This is a genomic window from Melittangium boletus DSM 14713 (genome assembly GCF_002305855.1).
Taxonomy (GTDB): Bacteria; Myxococcota; Myxococcia; order Myxococcales; family Myxococcaceae; genus Cystobacter; species Cystobacter boletus.
On the sequence record NZ_CP022163.1, the window covers coordinates 7,816,231 to 7,832,646 of the forward strand.

The 16,416-nt window shown below is 68.1% G+C and carries 15 protein-coding genes; 10 read left to right on the plus strand and 5 right to left on the minus strand.

Annotation, left to right across the window (positions count from 1 at the left end):
- The first annotated feature begins 68 nt into the window (after nt 1-68).
- The 4 genes from MEBOL_RS32425 (at nt 69) to MEBOL_RS32440 (ending at nt 5,333) form a co-directional block, all read left to right on the plus strand.
- A complete protein-coding gene (locus MEBOL_RS32425) occupies nt 69-530 on the plus strand; it encodes a deoxycytidylate deaminase (RefSeq protein WP_095981065.1) in 462 nt (153 codons plus the stop codon).
- Between the two features lie 235 nt (nt 531-765).
- Nucleotides 766-1,446: a histidine kinase dimerization/phospho-acceptor domain-containing protein gene (locus MEBOL_RS32430; RefSeq protein ID WP_095981066.1), complete on the plus strand. Its 681-nt coding sequence runs from the start codon at nt 766-768 to the stop codon at nt 1,444-1,446.
- Nucleotides 1,447-1,510: 64 nt separating this feature from the next.
- Nucleotides 1,511-2,944: an enhancer binding protein Nla6 gene (nla6, locus tag MEBOL_RS32435; protein WP_095981067.1), complete on the plus strand. Its 1,434-nt coding sequence runs from the start codon at nt 1,511-1,513 to the stop codon at nt 2,942-2,944.
- A gap of 355 nt (nt 2,945-3,299) precedes the next feature.
- Nucleotides 3,300-5,333 carry an ArsA family ATPase gene (locus MEBOL_RS32440; RefSeq protein WP_095981068.1) on the plus strand — a complete coding sequence of 678 codons (2,034 nt, stop codon included), beginning with the start codon at nt 3,300-3,302 and terminating at the stop codon, nt 5,331-5,333.
- A 19-nt stretch (nt 5,334-5,352) separates the two neighbouring features.
- Here MEBOL_RS32440 and MEBOL_RS32445 read toward each other — a convergent pair whose 3' ends face one another.
- Nucleotides 5,353-5,817 carry a hypothetical protein gene (locus MEBOL_RS32445; protein WP_095981069.1) on the minus strand — a complete coding sequence of 155 codons (465 nt, stop codon included), beginning with the start codon at nt 5,815-5,817 and terminating at the stop codon, nt 5,353-5,355.
- 74 nt (nt 5,818-5,891) lie between these two features.
- Nucleotides 5,892-6,584 carry a hypothetical protein gene (locus tag MEBOL_RS32450; RefSeq protein ID WP_179956333.1) on the minus strand — a complete coding sequence of 231 codons (693 nt, stop codon included), beginning with the start codon at nt 6,582-6,584 and terminating at the stop codon, nt 5,892-5,894.
- A 98-nt stretch (nt 6,585-6,682) separates the two neighbouring features.
- Here MEBOL_RS32450 and MEBOL_RS32455 point away from each other — a divergent pair, with 98 nt between their 5' ends.
- The 4 genes from MEBOL_RS32455 to MEBOL_RS32470 are packed head-to-tail and all read left to right on the plus strand — an operon-like array spanning nt 6,683 to nt 10,187.
- Entirely contained in the window at nt 6,683-7,651 is a 969-nt protein-coding gene (locus MEBOL_RS32455; RefSeq protein WP_095981071.1) for an acetyl-CoA carboxylase carboxyltransferase subunit alpha, read from the plus strand.
- A gap of 2 nt (nt 7,652-7,653) precedes the next feature.
- Complete coding sequence (locus MEBOL_RS32460; protein ID WP_245919018.1) at nt 7,654-8,187, plus strand: aminotransferase class I/II-fold pyridoxal phosphate-dependent enzyme; 534 nt, start codon at nt 7,654-7,656, stop codon at nt 8,185-8,187.
- The gene (cmk, locus tag MEBOL_RS32465) at nt 8,184-8,873 is read left to right on the plus strand and encodes a (d)CMP kinase (protein WP_095981072.1); all 690 of its coding nucleotides are present in this window, start codon (nt 8,184-8,186) and stop codon (nt 8,871-8,873) included. The genes MEBOL_RS32460 and cmk overlap by 4 nt, the downstream gene beginning before the upstream one ends.
- Before the next feature lie 57 nt (nt 8,874-8,930).
- Nucleotides 8,931-10,187: a glycosyl hydrolase gene (locus MEBOL_RS32470; protein ID WP_095981073.1), complete on the plus strand. Its 1,257-nt coding sequence runs from the start codon at nt 8,931-8,933 to the stop codon at nt 10,185-10,187.
- Here the strand turns inward: MEBOL_RS32470 and MEBOL_RS32475 are convergent, their stop codons facing one another.
- Entirely contained in the window at nt 10,188-10,679 is a 492-nt protein-coding gene (locus MEBOL_RS32475) for a GAF domain-containing protein (protein ID WP_095981074.1), read from the minus strand. It abuts the gene before it with no gap.
- A gap of 100 nt (nt 10,680-10,779) precedes the next feature.
- Here MEBOL_RS32475 and MEBOL_RS32480 point away from each other — a divergent pair, with 100 nt between their 5' ends.
- A complete protein-coding gene (locus tag MEBOL_RS32480) occupies nt 10,780-11,535 on the plus strand; it encodes an NAD-dependent deacylase (RefSeq protein ID WP_095981075.1) in 756 nt (251 codons plus the stop codon).
- On the opposite strand, the gene MEBOL_RS32485 is transcribed toward MEBOL_RS32480, so the two are convergent.
- The gene (locus tag MEBOL_RS32485) at nt 11,519-13,204 is read right to left on the minus strand and encodes a serine/threonine protein kinase (RefSeq protein ID WP_095981076.1); all 1,686 of its coding nucleotides are present in this window, start codon (nt 13,202-13,204) and stop codon (nt 11,519-11,521) included. The two genes, MEBOL_RS32480 and MEBOL_RS32485, sit on opposite strands and share 17 nt — an antisense overlap.
- Nucleotides 13,205-13,413: 209 nt before the next feature.
- Between MEBOL_RS32485 and abc-f the strand changes: the two genes are divergently transcribed.
- Nucleotides 13,414-15,375, plus strand: coding sequence for a ribosomal protection-like ABC-F family protein (gene abc-f, locus MEBOL_RS32490; RefSeq protein WP_095981077.1), 1,962 nt, complete (start codon nt 13,414-13,416; stop codon nt 15,373-15,375).
- Nucleotides 15,376-15,393: 18 nt separating this feature from the next.
- Here abc-f and MEBOL_RS32495 read toward each other — a convergent pair whose 3' ends face one another.
- Entirely contained in the window at nt 15,394-16,410 is a 1,017-nt protein-coding gene (locus MEBOL_RS32495; RefSeq protein WP_095981078.1) for a YXWGXW repeat-containing protein, read from the minus strand.
- Nucleotides 16,411-16,416 lie beyond the last annotated feature (6 nt).

Consider the following 16,416-nt stretch of genomic DNA (forward strand, 5'->3'; position numbering starts at 1 on the left):
GTCCACCCCCGGACGGGAAAACTCGACAGGGGTGGCCGCCACGGTACATCCCGAGGCGGGAGACAGACATGGGCAACCGCAGTTCCTGGGATCAGTACTTCATGGACATCGCGCGCCAGGTGGCCAGCCGGGCCACGTGTGATCGCAAGCACGTGGGGGCGCTCCTGGTGCGCGACCGGACCATTCTCTCCACGGGCTACAACGGCTCCATCCGGGGCCTGCCGCACTGCTCGGACGTGGGCCACATGATGGAGAACGGCCATTGTGTGGCCACCGTCCACGCCGAGGCCAACGCCATCATCCAGGCGGCCAAGAACGGTGTGCGCATCGACAGCGAGCGCGACAAACCCACCACGCTCTACACCACCGCGAGCCCCTGCTGGCCGTGCTTCAAGCTGATCGCCAACTCGGGCGTGCAACGCATCGTCTACGGCGAGTTCTACCGGGATCCGCGCATCTTCGAGTACGCCTCTCGTCTGGAAATAGAGCTCGTGGGCCCGGGTCCGGAAGAGCAACCGTCCGGGCGTTAATTACTGGCACCCAGTGTCAGCCAGCGCACGCAACCCCGGTGCGTCCTGGATGTTTGGCGCTCGAAACGTCGAGTGAATGACATTCTGTTGATGGCTGGAGGACGCTTGAGACGGGAATTCCTCTTGGACGGCAAGAATTACCGGCTCAGGGTTGACGGTAAATACGCCAGTCCCTAGATCCTGGGAGTGACGGGGCGGCGGGAGTGACGGGCGCCAGTCAACCTCAGGAGCATGCGTGATTACCTCCACGGCTGCGAACAGCGGCGCGCCCTCGGTGCGCGAAGGGACTGATACGGTGGTGGATGCCGCGCGCTACAGCACGGTTCCTCCCCTGATGGACAGCCTTCTGCATGATGTGCGCAATCCCTTGAATGCGCTCTCCATCCACCTGGAGGTGCTGACGGAGAAGCTCAAGGTGGAGGGCCAGGTGCCGCCCTCCCAGGAGAAGAACCTCAAGTCCATGCGCGAGCAGATCCAGCGGGTGGACGGCATTTTGCGGCGCTTCGCCGAGTTCATCGTGAGCCGCCCGGGTGGGGCGGGAGATGCCGACCTCACGGAGACGGTGACACGCGCCATGGACGTGTTGGCTCACGAGAGCCGCAAGCAGCGCCTGCAGGTGCGTCCCTCGCTCGCTCCGGGCGTGAGGGCGCGGCTGTCGGACATCGGGGAGCTGGGCTTCCTCGTGTTGCAGGCGTTGACGCGGGGCTATGGCCGCTCGGAGCCTGGAAGTGAAGTGACGGTGGGGGTGCGGATCGAGGAGTCGCGGGCGGTCTTCGAGGTGGTGGATGTGAACACATCCCCGGCGCTGGATGGCACCTCGGAGTCGTCGGCGGCCCTTGAACTGCGATGTGCGCAGCTCGGCGTGGACCTGCACCTGCGTGCCGGTACTTGCCGCATGTCCTTCCCGCTCGCCTGATCCAGACGAACGGCGTTTACCAACCTTTTTCTTCATCCGAGAAGTTCAGATGTCTGGAGGTCCCGTGGGCAGCGCGCGAATTCTGGCTGTGGACGACGAGCGCGATACGTGTGAGGCGCTGGCGGAGATGTTGACCGCCTGGGGTCACAAGGTGGAGACCGCGTTCGACGCGCACGACGCGCTCCGCAAGGCGGGCGAGTTCCGGCCGGACGTGGTCTTGTCGGACCTGGCCATGCCCGAGACGGATGGTCTGGGGCTGTTGCGCACCTTGCGCGACGAGCTGCCGGACTGCCCGGTGGTGCTCCTCACCGGCCACGGCACCATCGATGCCGCGGTGGCCGCCATCCGCGAGGGCGCCTATGACTTCATCGTCAAGCCGCTGGACACCGCGCGGCTCAAGGTCTGCATCGACCGGGCGCTGGAGAAGAAGGAGACGATGCGCGAGGTGCAGGGTCTGCGCCGGCGCCTCAAGCAGTTGGGCTCCTCGGACTTCATCGGCCAGTCGGCGGTGATGCGCAAGGTGTTCGAGCTCATCGAGAAGGTGGCCCCCTCCAAGGCGAGCGTGGCCATCTCCGGCGAGTCCGGCACGGGCAAGGAAGTGGTGGCGCGCTCCATCCACAACCTGTCGCAGCGGCGTGACAAGCCCTTCGTCGCCATCAACTGCGCCTCCATTCCCGCCACCCTCATCGAGTCGGAGATCTTCGGCCACGAGAAGGGCGCCTTCACCGGCGCGGATCAGCGCCGCCCGGGCGTCTTCGAGCTCGCCCACGGCGGCACGCTCTTCCTGGACGAGCTGGGCGAGATTCCCATCGAGCTGCAGGCCAAGCTCTTGCGCGTGCTCGAGGAAGGCCGGCTGCGGCGCCTGGGCGGCAAGGTGGAGCTCGAGGTGGACGTGCGCGTGCTGTGCGCCACCAACCGCGACCTCAAGAAGGAGATCGAGGCCAAGCGCTTTCGCGAGGACCTCTACTTCCGCCTCAACGTCTTCCAGATCCACCTGCCGCCCTTGCGCGAGCGCCGCGACGACGTGCCCATCCTGGTGCAGCACTTCGTGGAGAAGTTCCGCGGGGACTCGGCCAAGCGCGTCACGGGCGTGCACCCGGACGCGATGGAGACGCTCAAGAACCACGAGTGGCCGGGCAACATCCGCGAGCTGCGCAACGCCGTGGAGCGCGCCGTCATCCTCTGCGACGGCGAGCTCATCATGCGCGAGCACCTGCCGCCCGACATGGCCGGCAAGAGCCCCGAGCGGCACACCTTCCGCCTGCCCTACGGCCTGTCGCTCGATGCCGTGGAGCGCGAGTACATCCTGGGAAGCCTCCAGCGCAACGGCAACAACAAGGCCCGTACGGCGGAAATCCTCGGCGTGAGCGAGAAGACGCTCTACAACAAGCTCAACCGCTACGCGGCCGAGGCACGCCAGGGAAAGACGGGCGAGAGCAACACCCTGTCTGGCAATCACGGCGGCTCCCTGCTCGGGAACAATCCGGAATTCCGCTAAGCCGTTCTTCCTCCGACCAAACTACCTCGGCGGCTCCGCTCCAGGAGCTGACCTGTCAGGTGGTTTGGGTGCAAGGGAAGAATCCAGGTCTGGCGGCCGGAGGGCCGGGCGCCAGGGTGGATGTTCCTCGCGAGAGGGAATCATGACGCGGCGTGTCGGAAGGGCAAGGGAGCGCCCCGTCTCTGCTTGACTCATGGGGTCGCGGCGGGCGATCCTGCGGGTCACACATACCCACTGAGGCAGCCGGTGTTACACTTCCCTACGTAGGGAGGATTCCGGCGTGTTCTCTCCGCGGCTCTCTGTCAGAGGACGGAGTTCAGCCACGCCTGGGGGCGTCAAGGAAGGCCACGTTTTCATGAGCGACGCGCGAGTTCTTCACTTCTTCGGCGGCAAGGGCGGGGTGGGCAAGACCACGCTCGCGGCGGCATACGCCCTGCGGCTGGTGGATGAAGCGCCCAAGGAGCGGGTTCTAATCGTCTCATTGGATCCGGTGCGGTCATTGTCTGACCTGTTGCGCAAGCCCCTGACGGCCAAACCCTCGAAGATCGAGGCCGAGGAGGGAGCGGCGGAACCCAAGGCGGAACCCAAGGTTGAGCCCAAGGGCAAGGGCAAGGGCGCCAAGAGCACCAAGGCGGAGGGCGGCTTGTGGGCCATGGAAATGGAGCCCGCGGCGCTCACCAAACCCTTCCTTCAGAAATATCTGCCCGCGTTGCAGAAGGCGGCGGTGAAGGGGACGCATCTGTCCGAGGAGGAGCTGGGTAAGTTGTACAGCCAGGCCACTCCGGGACTGGAGGAGTTGCTGGGCCTGCTGCACGTGGCGGCGCTGGCGGAGTCGGGCGAGTTCGACCGGATCGTCGTGGACACGGCGCCCACGAGCCACACGCTGCGCCTCTTCGACATGCCGGTGGGGCTGCGCAAGTTCCTGGGCCTCGTGAAGGCGGGCGGGGATCGGGCGGCGAGTGGCAAGGGCAAGAAGGCCGCCGCCGCCGTGTCCGAGGAGCAGGGCTTCCTCGAGGAGCTGCTCTCCCGGGCGGAGAAGCTGTTGGCCTTGCTGAAGGACCCCGCGCGTTCGGCCTTCCACCTGGTGACGCTGGCGGAGCCGGTGCCCGAGGCCCAGACGCGCATGTATTTCACCCAGCTGCGCGAGCGCGGAATTCCCGTGGTCGAGGTGGTGGTCAACCAGGTCGAGGACAAGGAAGGCTGTCCCACCTGTCAGGGCCGCCGCGGGCTCCAGGCGCCCCATGTCCGCAAGTACCAGGCGCTCGACAAGAACGTCCCGGTGCACCTGGTCTGCAAGCGCGAGGTGGCGCCGCGCGGCCTGGAGTTGCTCAAGCCCTTCGCTCAGGAGTGGGCGAGCGGCAAGGAAACCAAGACGCTGGAGTTCGCGGCCGCCGAGGGTCCGCCCGCGCTGGTGCGTGCCCCCTCCATGCCGCCCATCGCCGCGCCGCCGCTGCCTCCCACCCGGCTCATCTTCTTCGTGGGCCAGGGCGGCGTGGGCAAGAGTTCGTGCGCGGCCGCCGCGGCGGTGACGTTGACGGAGAAGGAGGGGCCGGTGCTCCTCATCTCCACGGACACGGCGCATTCGCTGTCGGACGTGCTCCAGAGCCGGCTCACGGACGTGGAGACGCAGGTCAAGGGCACCAAGGGCCTGTATGCCCGCGAGTTGGATGTGCCGGGCTGGTTCACCGCCCTGCGCAAGCGCTGGAAGGAGAAGGCGGAGAAGGCCTTCGAGGGCGCGCCCAAGACGGGCAATGACGTGCCGGTGGATCTGCTCCTCTTCCGCAACCTGCTGGACGCGGCGCCCCCGGGCATCGACGAGCTGGCGGCCCTGTCCTGCCTGACGGATGCCCTGGTGCAGGAGCGCTTCAAGCGCATCGTCGTGGACGGGGCGCCCATGGTGTCCAGCTTGCGTGTGGTGGAGCTGGCGAGCATCGCCAAGGGCTGGTTCAGCGCGCTGCACGGCGTTCTGTCCAAGCACAAGGCCAAGGGGCTCGGCGAGCTGTCGGACGACATGGCCGGGTTCATCAAGCACATCAAGCGTTTCGAGGACGCGCTGGCCTCGCCCACCGAGTCGCGCTTCGTCGTGGTGACGCGGGGCGAGGAGCTGGCCACGGAGCGCACGGCGCGGCTGGTGGAATACCTCAAGGAGCGCAAGCTCCAGGTGGAGCGCGTGCTGGTCAACCGCGTGGGGCCCAAGGCGGACTGCCCCAAGTGCGAGAACCGGCGCAAGAACGAGCTCAACGCGGCCAAGGTCATCGAGAAGCAGATCGGCCTGCCCGTCACCGTGGCGCCCGCTCTCGGCCGTCACCCGGCCGGGCTGCGCGAGCTCAAGGCCTTCCGCACCGCCTGGTACGCGCTGAGCGCCACCGCGAAGACGAAGGCGGCCTGAGGCGCGCCCTCGGGTCGCTTCACCGCAACTGCATGCCCCTCACATGGGGCAGCAGGCGCGGCAGTTGGTACAGCAGTCCTTCCATCAAGCGCTGTTGGGGCGAGCGGGAGGGTTCTTCCCGGAGCACCCCTTCACCGTGCTCCAGGCGCAGGGCCAGCACCGGTCCCGCCAGGAGCAGGCACAGCGCGGGCACGAGGCACAGCCCCACGGGCACGAGCGACGCGGCGGTCAGGTGGAGCGCCCGACGCATCCGGGAGGGAGGCGCCTCGGACGAGGCCGTCAGCGCGCTCAGGCATCCCGCGAACAGCGCCGCCCCGAGCAGACCCAGCAGCGCCGCCAGCATCCAGCTCGCGCCCCCCAGTACCGTGCCCAGCACGGGCTGGACGAGCCCCGGTGCCAGGGCCGCCAGCACGAAGGCGAAGAAGAAGGGGGTCAACGCCACCAACACCACCAATCCCCACTGCCGTCCCTCGAGTCTCACCATCCCCCGCCACCTCCCTAGAGAAGAGGGTGGGCAGGGGCCGCCGGGGCGCCAAGTCCGTCATGGGGCGATTCGTTCTATGCATCGCACTCGGGCGGGTTGTCGACGAACGTCCCCAGCGTCCCGAGTTCCAGCGCTCCCCGCTCCGTCAGCGTGCCCTGGAGGGGCTCCCGCTTCGGGAAGGTGAGCCGCACGGTGCGGCCCGTGAGCGTGTAGGTGCCTTGCTCCTCGCGCCGCAGGAGGCCGCCCTTCTCGCTCGTCGTGTCCACCTCCGCCGTCTTGAGCACGACGCGCCCCGAGGCGGAGAAGGTGAGGGAGAGCCGGGGCGACATGACGCCCGCGGGGAGGATGGACCAGGTCACCTTCTGGAGGATGTCCGGCAGATCGGACGTCCTCTGGAGGGAGCGGCCCAGTAGCAACTGCCAGCCCACCGTGTCGCGGATGACGTCCAGATCCGGGTCCTCCTTGGCCCGCGCGAGCCGCCGCTTGTCCAGCTCCACGGAGCGCTTCAGGTACTGGAGGATGGTCTCCCGGTAGGCCTCCTCCTCGCAGATCTTCCCCTTCTGGCGCAGGACGCCCAGCGTGGCCGCCACGTTGTAGTGCGCCAGGGCCATCCTCGGGTTGGCGCGGGTGGCCGCCCGGAACTTTTCCAGGGCCTCGGTGTATTGGCCCGCCTGATAGAGCCGAAAGCCCTCGGTATTGAGGGTCCTCGCGGACGGGGTGGGCGCGGCGGACAGGAACAGGGACAGCAGCAGGGGCAGGGCGTTCACGAGCACTCGGACGGGAGGGGAGAGGTAGGAATTCTGCGCACCGCGTAACAGGTTGCGCGTTGTCATCCCGGGGCGGCGGGTGATAGGGCTCCCGCGCCATGGCGACCGGCATCAATTATCCCCTCGATTTCGAGCGCCCGCTCATCGAGTTGGAAAAGAAGATCGACGAACTCAAGGCCCTCTCGACGAGCGGCTCGGTGGATTTCACCTCGGAAATCTCCAAGCTGGAGAAGAAGGCCAAGAAGCTCCAGACGGAGATCTTCAGCGACCTGACGCGCTGGCAGGTGGTGCAGTTGTCGCGGCACAGCTCGCGGCCGTACTTCCTGGACTACGTGCAGCACCTCTTCACGGACTTCCTGGAGCTCGCCGGGGACAGGCACTTCGGTGAGGACCCGTCCATCGTGGGCGGCTTCGCGCGCTTCGAGGGGCAGGTGGTGATGATCATGGGCCACCAGAAGGGGCGCAACACCAAGGAGAACATGGCGCGCAACTTCGGCATGCCGCGCCCCGAGGGCTACCGCAAGGCCCGCCGGCTGATGGAGCTGGCCGAGCGCTTCGACAAGCCCATCCTCACCTTCGTGGACACGCCGGGCGCCTACCCGGGCATCGGCGCCGAGGAGCGCGGCCAGGCCGAGGCGATCGCCGTGAACCTGGAGGTCATGAGCCGGCTCAAGGTGCCCATCGTCTCCACCGTGGTGGGCGAGGGCGGCTCGGGTGGGGCGCTCGCCATCGGCGTGGGCAACCGCGTGCTGATGCTGGAGAACAGCATCTACTCGGTCATCTCCCCCGAGGCGTGCTCGTCCATCCTCTACCGGGACTCCAGCAAGGCGGAGAAGGCGGCGGACGCGCTCAAGCTCACGGCCCGGGATCTCAAGAGCATGAACGTCATCGACGAGATCATCGCCGAGCCTCCGGGTGGCGCGCACCGCGACCACGCGAAGGCCGCGGAGAACGTGCGCAAGGCGCTGCGCAAGCACCTGGATGAGCTGTCCGGCCTCTCTCCGGACAAGCTCGTGACGGATCGCTACGACAGATTCCGCAAGCTCGGCGTGTTCTCCGGACGTTGACCATGAGACCGCTCGTTCCCGCGCACATCGAGACGCTCAAGCCCTACGTCCCCGGCAAGCCCATCGAGGAGACGGAGCGGGAATACGGCCTCACGGGTGTCATCAAGCTCGCCTCCAACGAGAATCCGCTCGGGCCCTCGCCCAAGGCCATCGAGGCCATGCGCGCCGCCGCCCAGAAGCTGCACCTGTATCCGGACGCGAGCAGCTACGCCCTCGTGCGCCGGCTCGCCACGCACCTGGGGGTGAGGCCCGAGGAGGTGCTCCTGGGCTGCGGCTCCAACGAGCTCATCGAGGTGCTCATCCGCACCTTCACCACGCCCGAGGACGAGGTGCTGCTGTGCCAGGGCTCGTTCCCGGCCTACCGCATCTCCGTGCAGGCGCATGGCCGTCCGTTCGCCGAAGTGCCCATGCGCGAGGGGCGCCGCGTGAGGCCCATGGCGGGCAACGGTTATCCCACGTCATTGCGCATCTCCGTGGGCACGCGCGAGGAGAACGCGCGCTGTGTGACGGCCCTGCGCGAGGTACTCGCTTCATGAATCAGAGACCCTTCATCGTGGCCATCGACGGGCCGGCGGGCGCGGGCAAGTCGACCGTGTCCAAGGTACTGGCACGCCGGTTGGGCTTCGCCCTGGTGGACACCGGGGCCATCTACCGCTGTGTGGCGCTCAAGGCGCGGCGCGAGGGCATCGCGCTCGATGACGACGGCAAGCTCGGCGAGCTGCTCGGCCGGGTGCGCGTGTCCTTCGAGGTGGTGGGCGAGGACAACCACGTCTTCCTCGATGGCGAGGACGTCTCGGCCGAGATCCGCACGCCGGAGAACTCCATGGCGGCCTCCCAGGTGTCGAGCCGCCCCGTGGTGCGCGAGGGGCTGTTGTCCCTCCAGCGGCGGTTGGCGTTGCAGGCCCCCAAGGGCGCCATCCTGGAGGGCCGGGACATCGGCACCGTGGTGTTCCCGGACGCGGACGCCAAGTTCTTCCTGGAGGCGGATCCCACCATCCGCGCGCGCCGCCGCTACGAGGAGTTGTTCCAGAAGGGCGTGGAGCGCTCCCTCTCGGACGTGCTGACGGATCAGGTGAAGCGCGATCAGGACGACGCCTCGCGGGCCGTGGCGCCGCTCAAGCCGGCGGACGATGCCCGGCGGGTGGACTCCACCGAGCTGCCCCTGTCCGAGGTCGTCCACACCCTGGAGCAGGAAATCCTGGCGCGAATATCGCGTCGTTGAATTTTCCTCTTAAGCGGTTATTCCGGGTTAAGTGGGGGATTCGTGGTAGGATCTGGCATGGCCTTGATCCCTCCCAATCCCTTTCGCGCCGGATGCTCCCTGCTGCTGTTGTTGTGTCTCACCGGTGTTTCCGCCCATGCCCAGGCGAAGAGCGCCAAGCGAGGCCTGGGTTATGGCTACCACTCCGCGGAGGACATGCGGGCGCTCTCGCCGGGCATGAGCTGGTGGTACAACTGGTCTCCCACGCCCGAGGCGGGCGCCGCGAGCGTGGCCTCGTCCGTGGGGGTGTCCTTCGTGCCCATGGTCTGGGGTGGTACGCCGAACGCGGATCAGGTGGCCGCCGCCATTCCCGCGGGGGCCCAGTACCTGCTGGGCTTCAACGAGCCCAACTTCAAGAGCCAGGCGAACATGACGCCCAGCGTGGCCGCGGCGCGCTGGCCCGTGCTGGAGGAAGTGGCCCGCCGCAAGAACCTCAAGCTGGTGGCCCCCGCGGTCAACTACTGCGGTGATTGTGTCTCGGAAGGGGGCGTCACCTTCACCGATCCCGTGGTGTACCTGGATGCGTTCTTCGACGCCTGCAAGACGTGCAAGGTGGATTACATCGCCGTGCACTGGTACGCGTGCGACCTGAGCGCGCTCAAGTGGTACGTGGGCCTGTTCAAGAAGTACAACAAGCCCATCTGGCTCACCGAGTTCGCCTGCGGGGACCGGCCGCACGATCAGATCACCCTGGACGTGCAGAAGAAGTACATGACGGAGGCGGTCAACTACCTGGAGAACGAGCCCGCCGTCTTCCGCTACGCCTGGTTCTCCGGACGCAACAACGAGATCCCCAACATCAACCTGCTGGGCAATTCCGGGCAATTGACGGAACTGGGGCGCCTGTACGTGAGCCTTCCCGCGGGGGGTGGTACCTCGCAGCCGGGCAAGCTGACGCCGGTGCTCGCCGCCGCTTCGTCCAGTGAGAATGGCGGCACGGGCCCGGAGAAGGCCATCGATGGCGACCTGAGCACCCGGTGGAGCAGTGCCTTCGCCGATCCGCAGTACCTGCTGCTGGACCTGGGTGCCACCAAGAAGATCACCGGCGTGAAGCTCCAGTGGGAGGCGGCGTACGGCAAGGACTACCAGCTCCAGGTGTCCAACAATGGCACCACCTGGACGACCGTCACCTCGGTGGTGGCGGGGGATGGTGGCGTGGATGAGTTCACGAACCTGTCCGCCACCGGCCGCTTCCTGCGCATCTACGGCACGAAGCGCTCCAGCGGGTATGGGTACTCGCTCTTCGAGGTGGATGTCTTCGGCGGCACGCCGTAGCTACCCGCGCCGGGAGAACCACCCCATCAGCTTCTCCAGGGCGCGCCGATCCAGGTCGTCGAAGGTGGCCTTGTGCTCGGAGTCGATGTCGAGCACGGCGATGAGTTCGCGCTGGGGCCCGAAGACGGGCACGACGATTTCCGAGGCCGAGCGGCCATCGCAGGTGATGTGGCCCGGAAACGTGTGCACGTCCTCGACGACGACGGTGCGGCCCTCGGCGGCGGCGGTCCCGCAGACCCCCTTGCCGAACGGGATCTCCAGGCACCCGAGCGTCCCCTGGTAGGGGCCCACGCGCAGCAGCTTGCCCGGCTCCACCACCCGGTAGAAGCCGGTCCACAGGTGGCCGAAGGCGTGGTGCAGCAGGCAGCTCATGGTGGCCATGGCGGCCACGTCGTCGTGGATGCCCTCGAGGACGGCTTCCACGTGCTGCTCGAGTTCGGCATAGGCCTCGGCCTTGGGCTGGCCGCGCAGATCCAGGGTGACTTCAGCCATGGTGGGTGTTCCTCGACACGAAGGCCGAAGTCAGATGGCTTCGGCGGGGCACGTAGGTGTATCCCGAACACGGCCTGACCGCGATACCTGGAGAGCACGCATGGACACCTTGCACCTGGATGACAACACCCGGCTCCTCGTCCTGACCGGCGCGGGGGTGTCCGCCGAGAGTGGCATCCGGACCTTTCGGGGAATGGGGGGTCTCTGGGAGAACGAACCCGTCGAGAAGGTGGCCACGCCCGAGGGCTTCGATGAGGACCCCGCCCGGGTCTGGCGCTTCTACTCGGAGCGCCGGGCGGCGGCCGCCTCGTGCGAGCCCAACCCCGGCCATCGGGCGATCGCCGAGTGGGAGCGGAAGCTGGGAGACCGGTTCCTCCTGGCGACGCAGAACATCGATGGCCTGCATCAGCAGGCGGGCAGCGAGCGGGTGGTGGAGTTGCACGGCAGCCTGTTCAGCACACGCTGCCACCACTGCGCCCGGGCGCCCTTCGAGGATCGGACCGTCTATCCCGAGGGGCGGGTCCTCCAGTGCCGCGAGTGCCAGGGGTTGCTGCGCCCGAACATCGTGTGGTTCGGCGAGATGCTCGCGGAGGAGGATCTGACGCGGGTTCGGGACTTCATGCTGCGCATGGACACCCGGCTGGTGTTCCTGGCGGTGGGGACGTCGGGCGCGGTGTGGCCCGCGGCCGGCTTCGTGGATGGTGCCCGCGAGGTGGGTGGGCGGACGTGGCTCGTGAACGCGGATCCCGCGGACAACACGCGCCAGTTCCACCACTTCGTCCAGGGCCGCAGCGGGGAGATCCTTCCCTGGCTGGTGACCTTCGGCTGTGGGCCCGGGCCTACTCGAAGATGGTGATGGAGTCGTCCTTCTCCTTGGCCGGACGGGCCGCGGGGCGGGACGGCCGGGCGGGCTCGGGAGCCGGGGCGGGCTTCACCACCGGAACGAGCGTCACGTTCACCTCCTGCTCGCTCGACAGGGTGCCCCGGAAGTCCAGCTTGCGCTTGTGCTCCTGGTGCGAGGCCATGCGGAAGGTGAGCTCGACCAACTCATCCCGGTGCAGCCGGCGCTCCGTCGGCGTGGTGCCAATCTGCGCGTCGCCGATGAACACGGCGGCGCCAGCGGGCGTGGAGCGGATGTGAACCAGGATGTTGGTGTCCACCGGGGCGGGTTGCGGGGGGGTGGGGGCAGGGGTGGGCCGGGTCTTCATCTCCACCCGGGAGGGAGCGGTGTTCTCGGGAGGCGTGGGCCGCATCGCGACGAGGGCGCCTCCCACCGCGAAGAGCAGGAGCGGTACGGCCACGAGCATGAGCTTCTTGCCCGAGTTGCTTCCGCGCGCTTCCTCCACTGCCTCCGGGGGCGGGGTCTGGGGCGCCGGCGCCTGGGGGCGGGGCGTCTTCTGCCGGGCACCCGAGGCGGAGCCTCCGCTCCCGGGACGCGAAGTCCCCGAGCCTTGCGCCGCACGGGGGGCCGCCGAAGAAGGCCGCACACCGGAGGGCTGGGAGCCCCCACTCCGGGAGACCGGGACGGGTGCTCCGCTGCGGGCGGGCGCGCGGGCGCGTGCGGCGCTCGGCGAGGAGCGGCCCGAACGCGACACGCTGCGCTGGCTCGGCTTGCTGCCTCCACCCGCCTCGGGCGCTGAATTGGCCGGAACGGCATCGAGTTCCTGCGGGGTCGCGTCGTCCACCGCGTCCATCATGGCGTCGATGAATTCCTGGGCGCTCTGGAAGCGGTCCTCCTTCTCCCGGGCGAGGGCCTTCTGGAAGAACTCCTCCAGGGCCTTGGGGACGGGCGCTCCCTGGCGCTTGGCGGCCACCGTGGGGGGATTCTGGGTCAGGGCCGCGGTGAGCGCCTTGCGCACCGTGTTGGCCCCGTAGGGCGAGCTACCCGTGAGGCAGTAGTAGAGCACGCCGGCCATGGAATAGAGGTCCGAGCGGTGATCCACGTGATCGCCACCCGCCTGCTCGGGCGGCATGTACTGCGGCGTGCCGAGCACCTGGCCCGTGGAGGTGAGCTGCATCTCCTCCTCCTGCTCGAGCGCCTTGACCAGACCGAAGTCCAGCACCTTGACGAAGTCCCGTCCGTCGAGCTGCTGCACCATGATGTTGTGCGGCTTGATGTCGCGGTGGATGGCGCTCTGCTCGTGTGCGTGGGCGAGGCCCCGGCAGGCCTGCTCGATGAGGTCCAGCGCTCGGCGCAGCGTCATGGGGCCCTCGCGCTTGACGAGCTCGCGCAGGCTCTCGCCCTCCAGCAGCTCCATGACGTAGTAGCAGGTGCCATCCTGGGCGCGGCCGAAGTCATAGATGGTGATGACGTTCGGGTGACGCAGTCGGCTGGCGATCTCCGCCTCGCGGCGGAAGCGCTCGAAGAACTGGGGCGCGGTTGCCAGCGACGGGTTGAGGGTCTTCACCGCCACCGGCCGGTGCACGGACGTCTGGTTGGCGCGGAAGACCATTCCCATGCCTCCCTGGCCGAGCACGTCTTCGATCTGGTAGCGGCCGTCGAGCACCTGACCAATGAGCGCCATCTGCGCCGCGCCACAGAGATGATCGGGACCTTCGGTGCTACCGCAATGCGGACAGGGGGAAGCCATGGGCTGGCGAGTATAGGAAACCCCCGAAGCGCCGGGCAGGGGGCCTGGCGGGGGGCGGTGACGGATTCCGGAGGGGCAAGGAGGCAGGCGGGCTTCTTGATCGTTTCCGTCGGGAGAGGGGGCTGTTACACCTCCGCACCGCCATGAGCCTCGTCATTGCCCAGGACATCAGCCTCTCCTACGGGAAGAAGGTCCTCTTCGATCAGGAAAGCTTCTCCCTGGGTCCCAAGGACCGGATCGGTCTCGTCGGTGCCAACGGGACCGGCAAGAGCACGTTGATGAAGATCCTCGCGGGCGCCCTCCAGGCCGACGCGGGGACGCTCATCTACCGGCGCAAGGCGCGGGTCGGCTACCTGCCCCAGGAACTGGCGGGCCTGCCCGAGGGTTCCGTGGTGGACGCCGTCCTCAGCACCGTGCCCGGCCGGGACTCGCTGGAGGCCCGCCTGCGCGAGACGGAAGCCGCGCTCGCCGCGGCCACCCAGGAAGAGGAGCAGTTGGAGCTGGCCCAGTCGCTGGCGGACCTGCACACGGAGCTGGATCATTTCGACGAGCACTACGGCCGCCACCACGCCGAGCGCATCCTCAAGGGCCTGGGCTTCCGGGAAGCGGACCTGCTCAAGCCCACGAGCGCGCTGAGCGGCGGATGGCGGATGCGCGCGGCGCTCGCGGGCCTGCTGCTGCAGGATCCGGATCTGCTGCTGATGGACGAGCCCACGAACCACCTGGACGTCCCCACGCAAGCCTGGTTCGACGGCTTCCTCAAGCGCTCGAACAAGGCGGTGGTGCTCATCTCCCACGACAAGGACTTCCTCAACCGGCAGGTGGACCGCATCCTGTCGCTGGAGATGGAGGGACTGCGCTCGTACGTGGGCAACTACGACACGTACAAGCGCCAGCGCGCCGAGGAGACGGAGCAACTCAAGGCCCAGGCCGAGCGCGTCGAGGCGCGCAAGGCGGAGCTGCAGGGGTTCATCGACCGCTTCGGCGCCAAGGCCACCAAGGCGCGCCAGGCGCAGAGCCGCGCGAAGATGTTGGAGAAGCTGGAGGACGTGCAGGTGCTCGAGGAGCGGGCCACCATGCGCTTCCGCTTCCCCGAGGTGGAGCGCTCGGGCCGTGACGTGGTGACGCTCGAGGGCATCCAGAAGCGCTACGGCGAGGCGGTGGTGTACTCGGGCCTGGAGGCGCGGGTGGAGCGCGGCCAGCGCATCGCGGTGGTGGGCGCCAACGGCGCGGGCAAGACGACGCTCCTGAAGATCATCGCGGGCGAGCTCGCGCCGGACGGCGGCACGGTGAAGCTCGGGCACAACGTGGTGATGGGGTATTACGCGCAGCACCACGCGGACAAGCTGAACAAGCACAACACCATCATCGAGGAGGTGCGCCCGCTCGCGGCGGACAAGCCGGAGAGCTTCGTGCGCGGCGTGCTCGGCTCCTTCATGTTCTCGGGCGATGACGTGGACAAGCCCGTGGGCGTGCTCAGCGGTGGAGAGCGGGCGCGCGTGGCGCTGGCCAAGCTGCTCCTGGTCCCCTCCAACCTGTTGTTGATGGACGAGCCCACCAACCACCTGGATCTGGACTCGACGGAGATGCTCATCGAGGCCCTCAAGGGCTACGGGGGCACGCTGGTGTTCGTGTCCCACAACCGCAGCTTCGTCAACGGACTGTCCACGCACATCTGGGACGTGGTGGGCGGCAAGGTGGAGACGCACCCGGGCAACCTGGACGACTACCTCTACCACCAGGAGCAGCGGCGGCTGGAGGCCGAGGCGGCGGGGCAGGGGGAGACGTCGGCCTCGAAGGGCTCCACGGCGGGGCTCACGGAGAAGGACAGAAAGCGCCTGGAGGCCGAGGCCCGGCAGCGGCGCAGCACCGTGGAGGCTCCGCTCAAGAAGGAGATCGCGAAGTTGGAGGAGGCGATCGCGAAGCTGGAGTCCGCGCAGAAGGAGCGCGAGGCGCAGTTGGCGGACCCCGTGCTCTACAACGACTTCGCCAAGGCCAAGCCGTTGATGGACGCCCACCGCGAGGGCAAGGACGAGCTGGAGCAGCTCTACGCGCGGTGGGAGACGGTCCAGGAGAAGCTGGCCGAGGCCTCCGCCTCGCTCTGAGGCGGAGCCCTCCGGGGTTCAGCGGTGGCGGCCTCCACCCCGATCATGGACGGGGCTCGAGTCGTGGACGTTTCCGCGGCCATGGCCCCGGTCATGATCCCGGTTGGGGCCCCGGTCATGATCCCGGTTGGGGCCCCGGTCATGATTCCGGCTGGGGCCGCGATCCCAGCCGCCTCCCCGTGAGGGCGAGGACGGAGCGACGTAGCGAGGGCCGGGCCGATAGGGCGCCGGACGATACGTGCGGGAATCCCAGTAGTAGCGCGGCGCATGGCGATAGCCGTGGTAGCGGGACGGGTGCACCACCGCGTAGTTGCGCCAGGTGTGCACGAAGTAGCTGGGGCGGCCCCAGCCCACGTTCACATGGGCGTAGCGGTACTCGGGCACCACGATGCGCGTGGAGCCGCGGACCGCCCAACCGCCACCCGCGAAGTGCCACGAGCGGCCGCGCTGGTACCAGCGGGGTGACACGAAGATCAGGCCGGGGCGGGGCGGGGCGATCCAGGAGCCGTCGATCCACGTCCAGTTCGCGCCCGCCCAGTACCAGTAACCCGGCGCCCACGTGTAGTTCGGGTCCGGAGAGGGAGGACGGACTTCCGACTGGAGCGCGGGAGGCGCCTGGGTCGTCGCGACGTCCTCATCGGTCACGGCGATGGGAATCTCCACCTGTGTGGAGCCGGGCTGGGCCCAACCGCCCGGCACCCATCCCCACGCGTTGGCTCCTTGCTGCTGCCAGTAGCCATTGACGAACTGGTAGCCGGGCATGGAGGCGATCCAGCCTCCCTGCTTGTAGCGCCACTGAGCGCCATCCCAGTACCAGTGCCCGGAGGTCCACACCGCGTCCGTGTACGGCCGCGCCGAGGGCTTCTCGGAAGGAAGGGCGGGCGGCGCCGAGGGCGCCAGCGGGGCGTAATCCTCGCCCTCACCATACCCGTCGTCCTGCGGGCCGTATTCCTGTGAATAGGTGGGGTTGGTCTGCCCGTGGACCACCGGGGCCGCCAATCCAATCATCGCGCACAGCAACCATCGAGGCGTCATGGCATC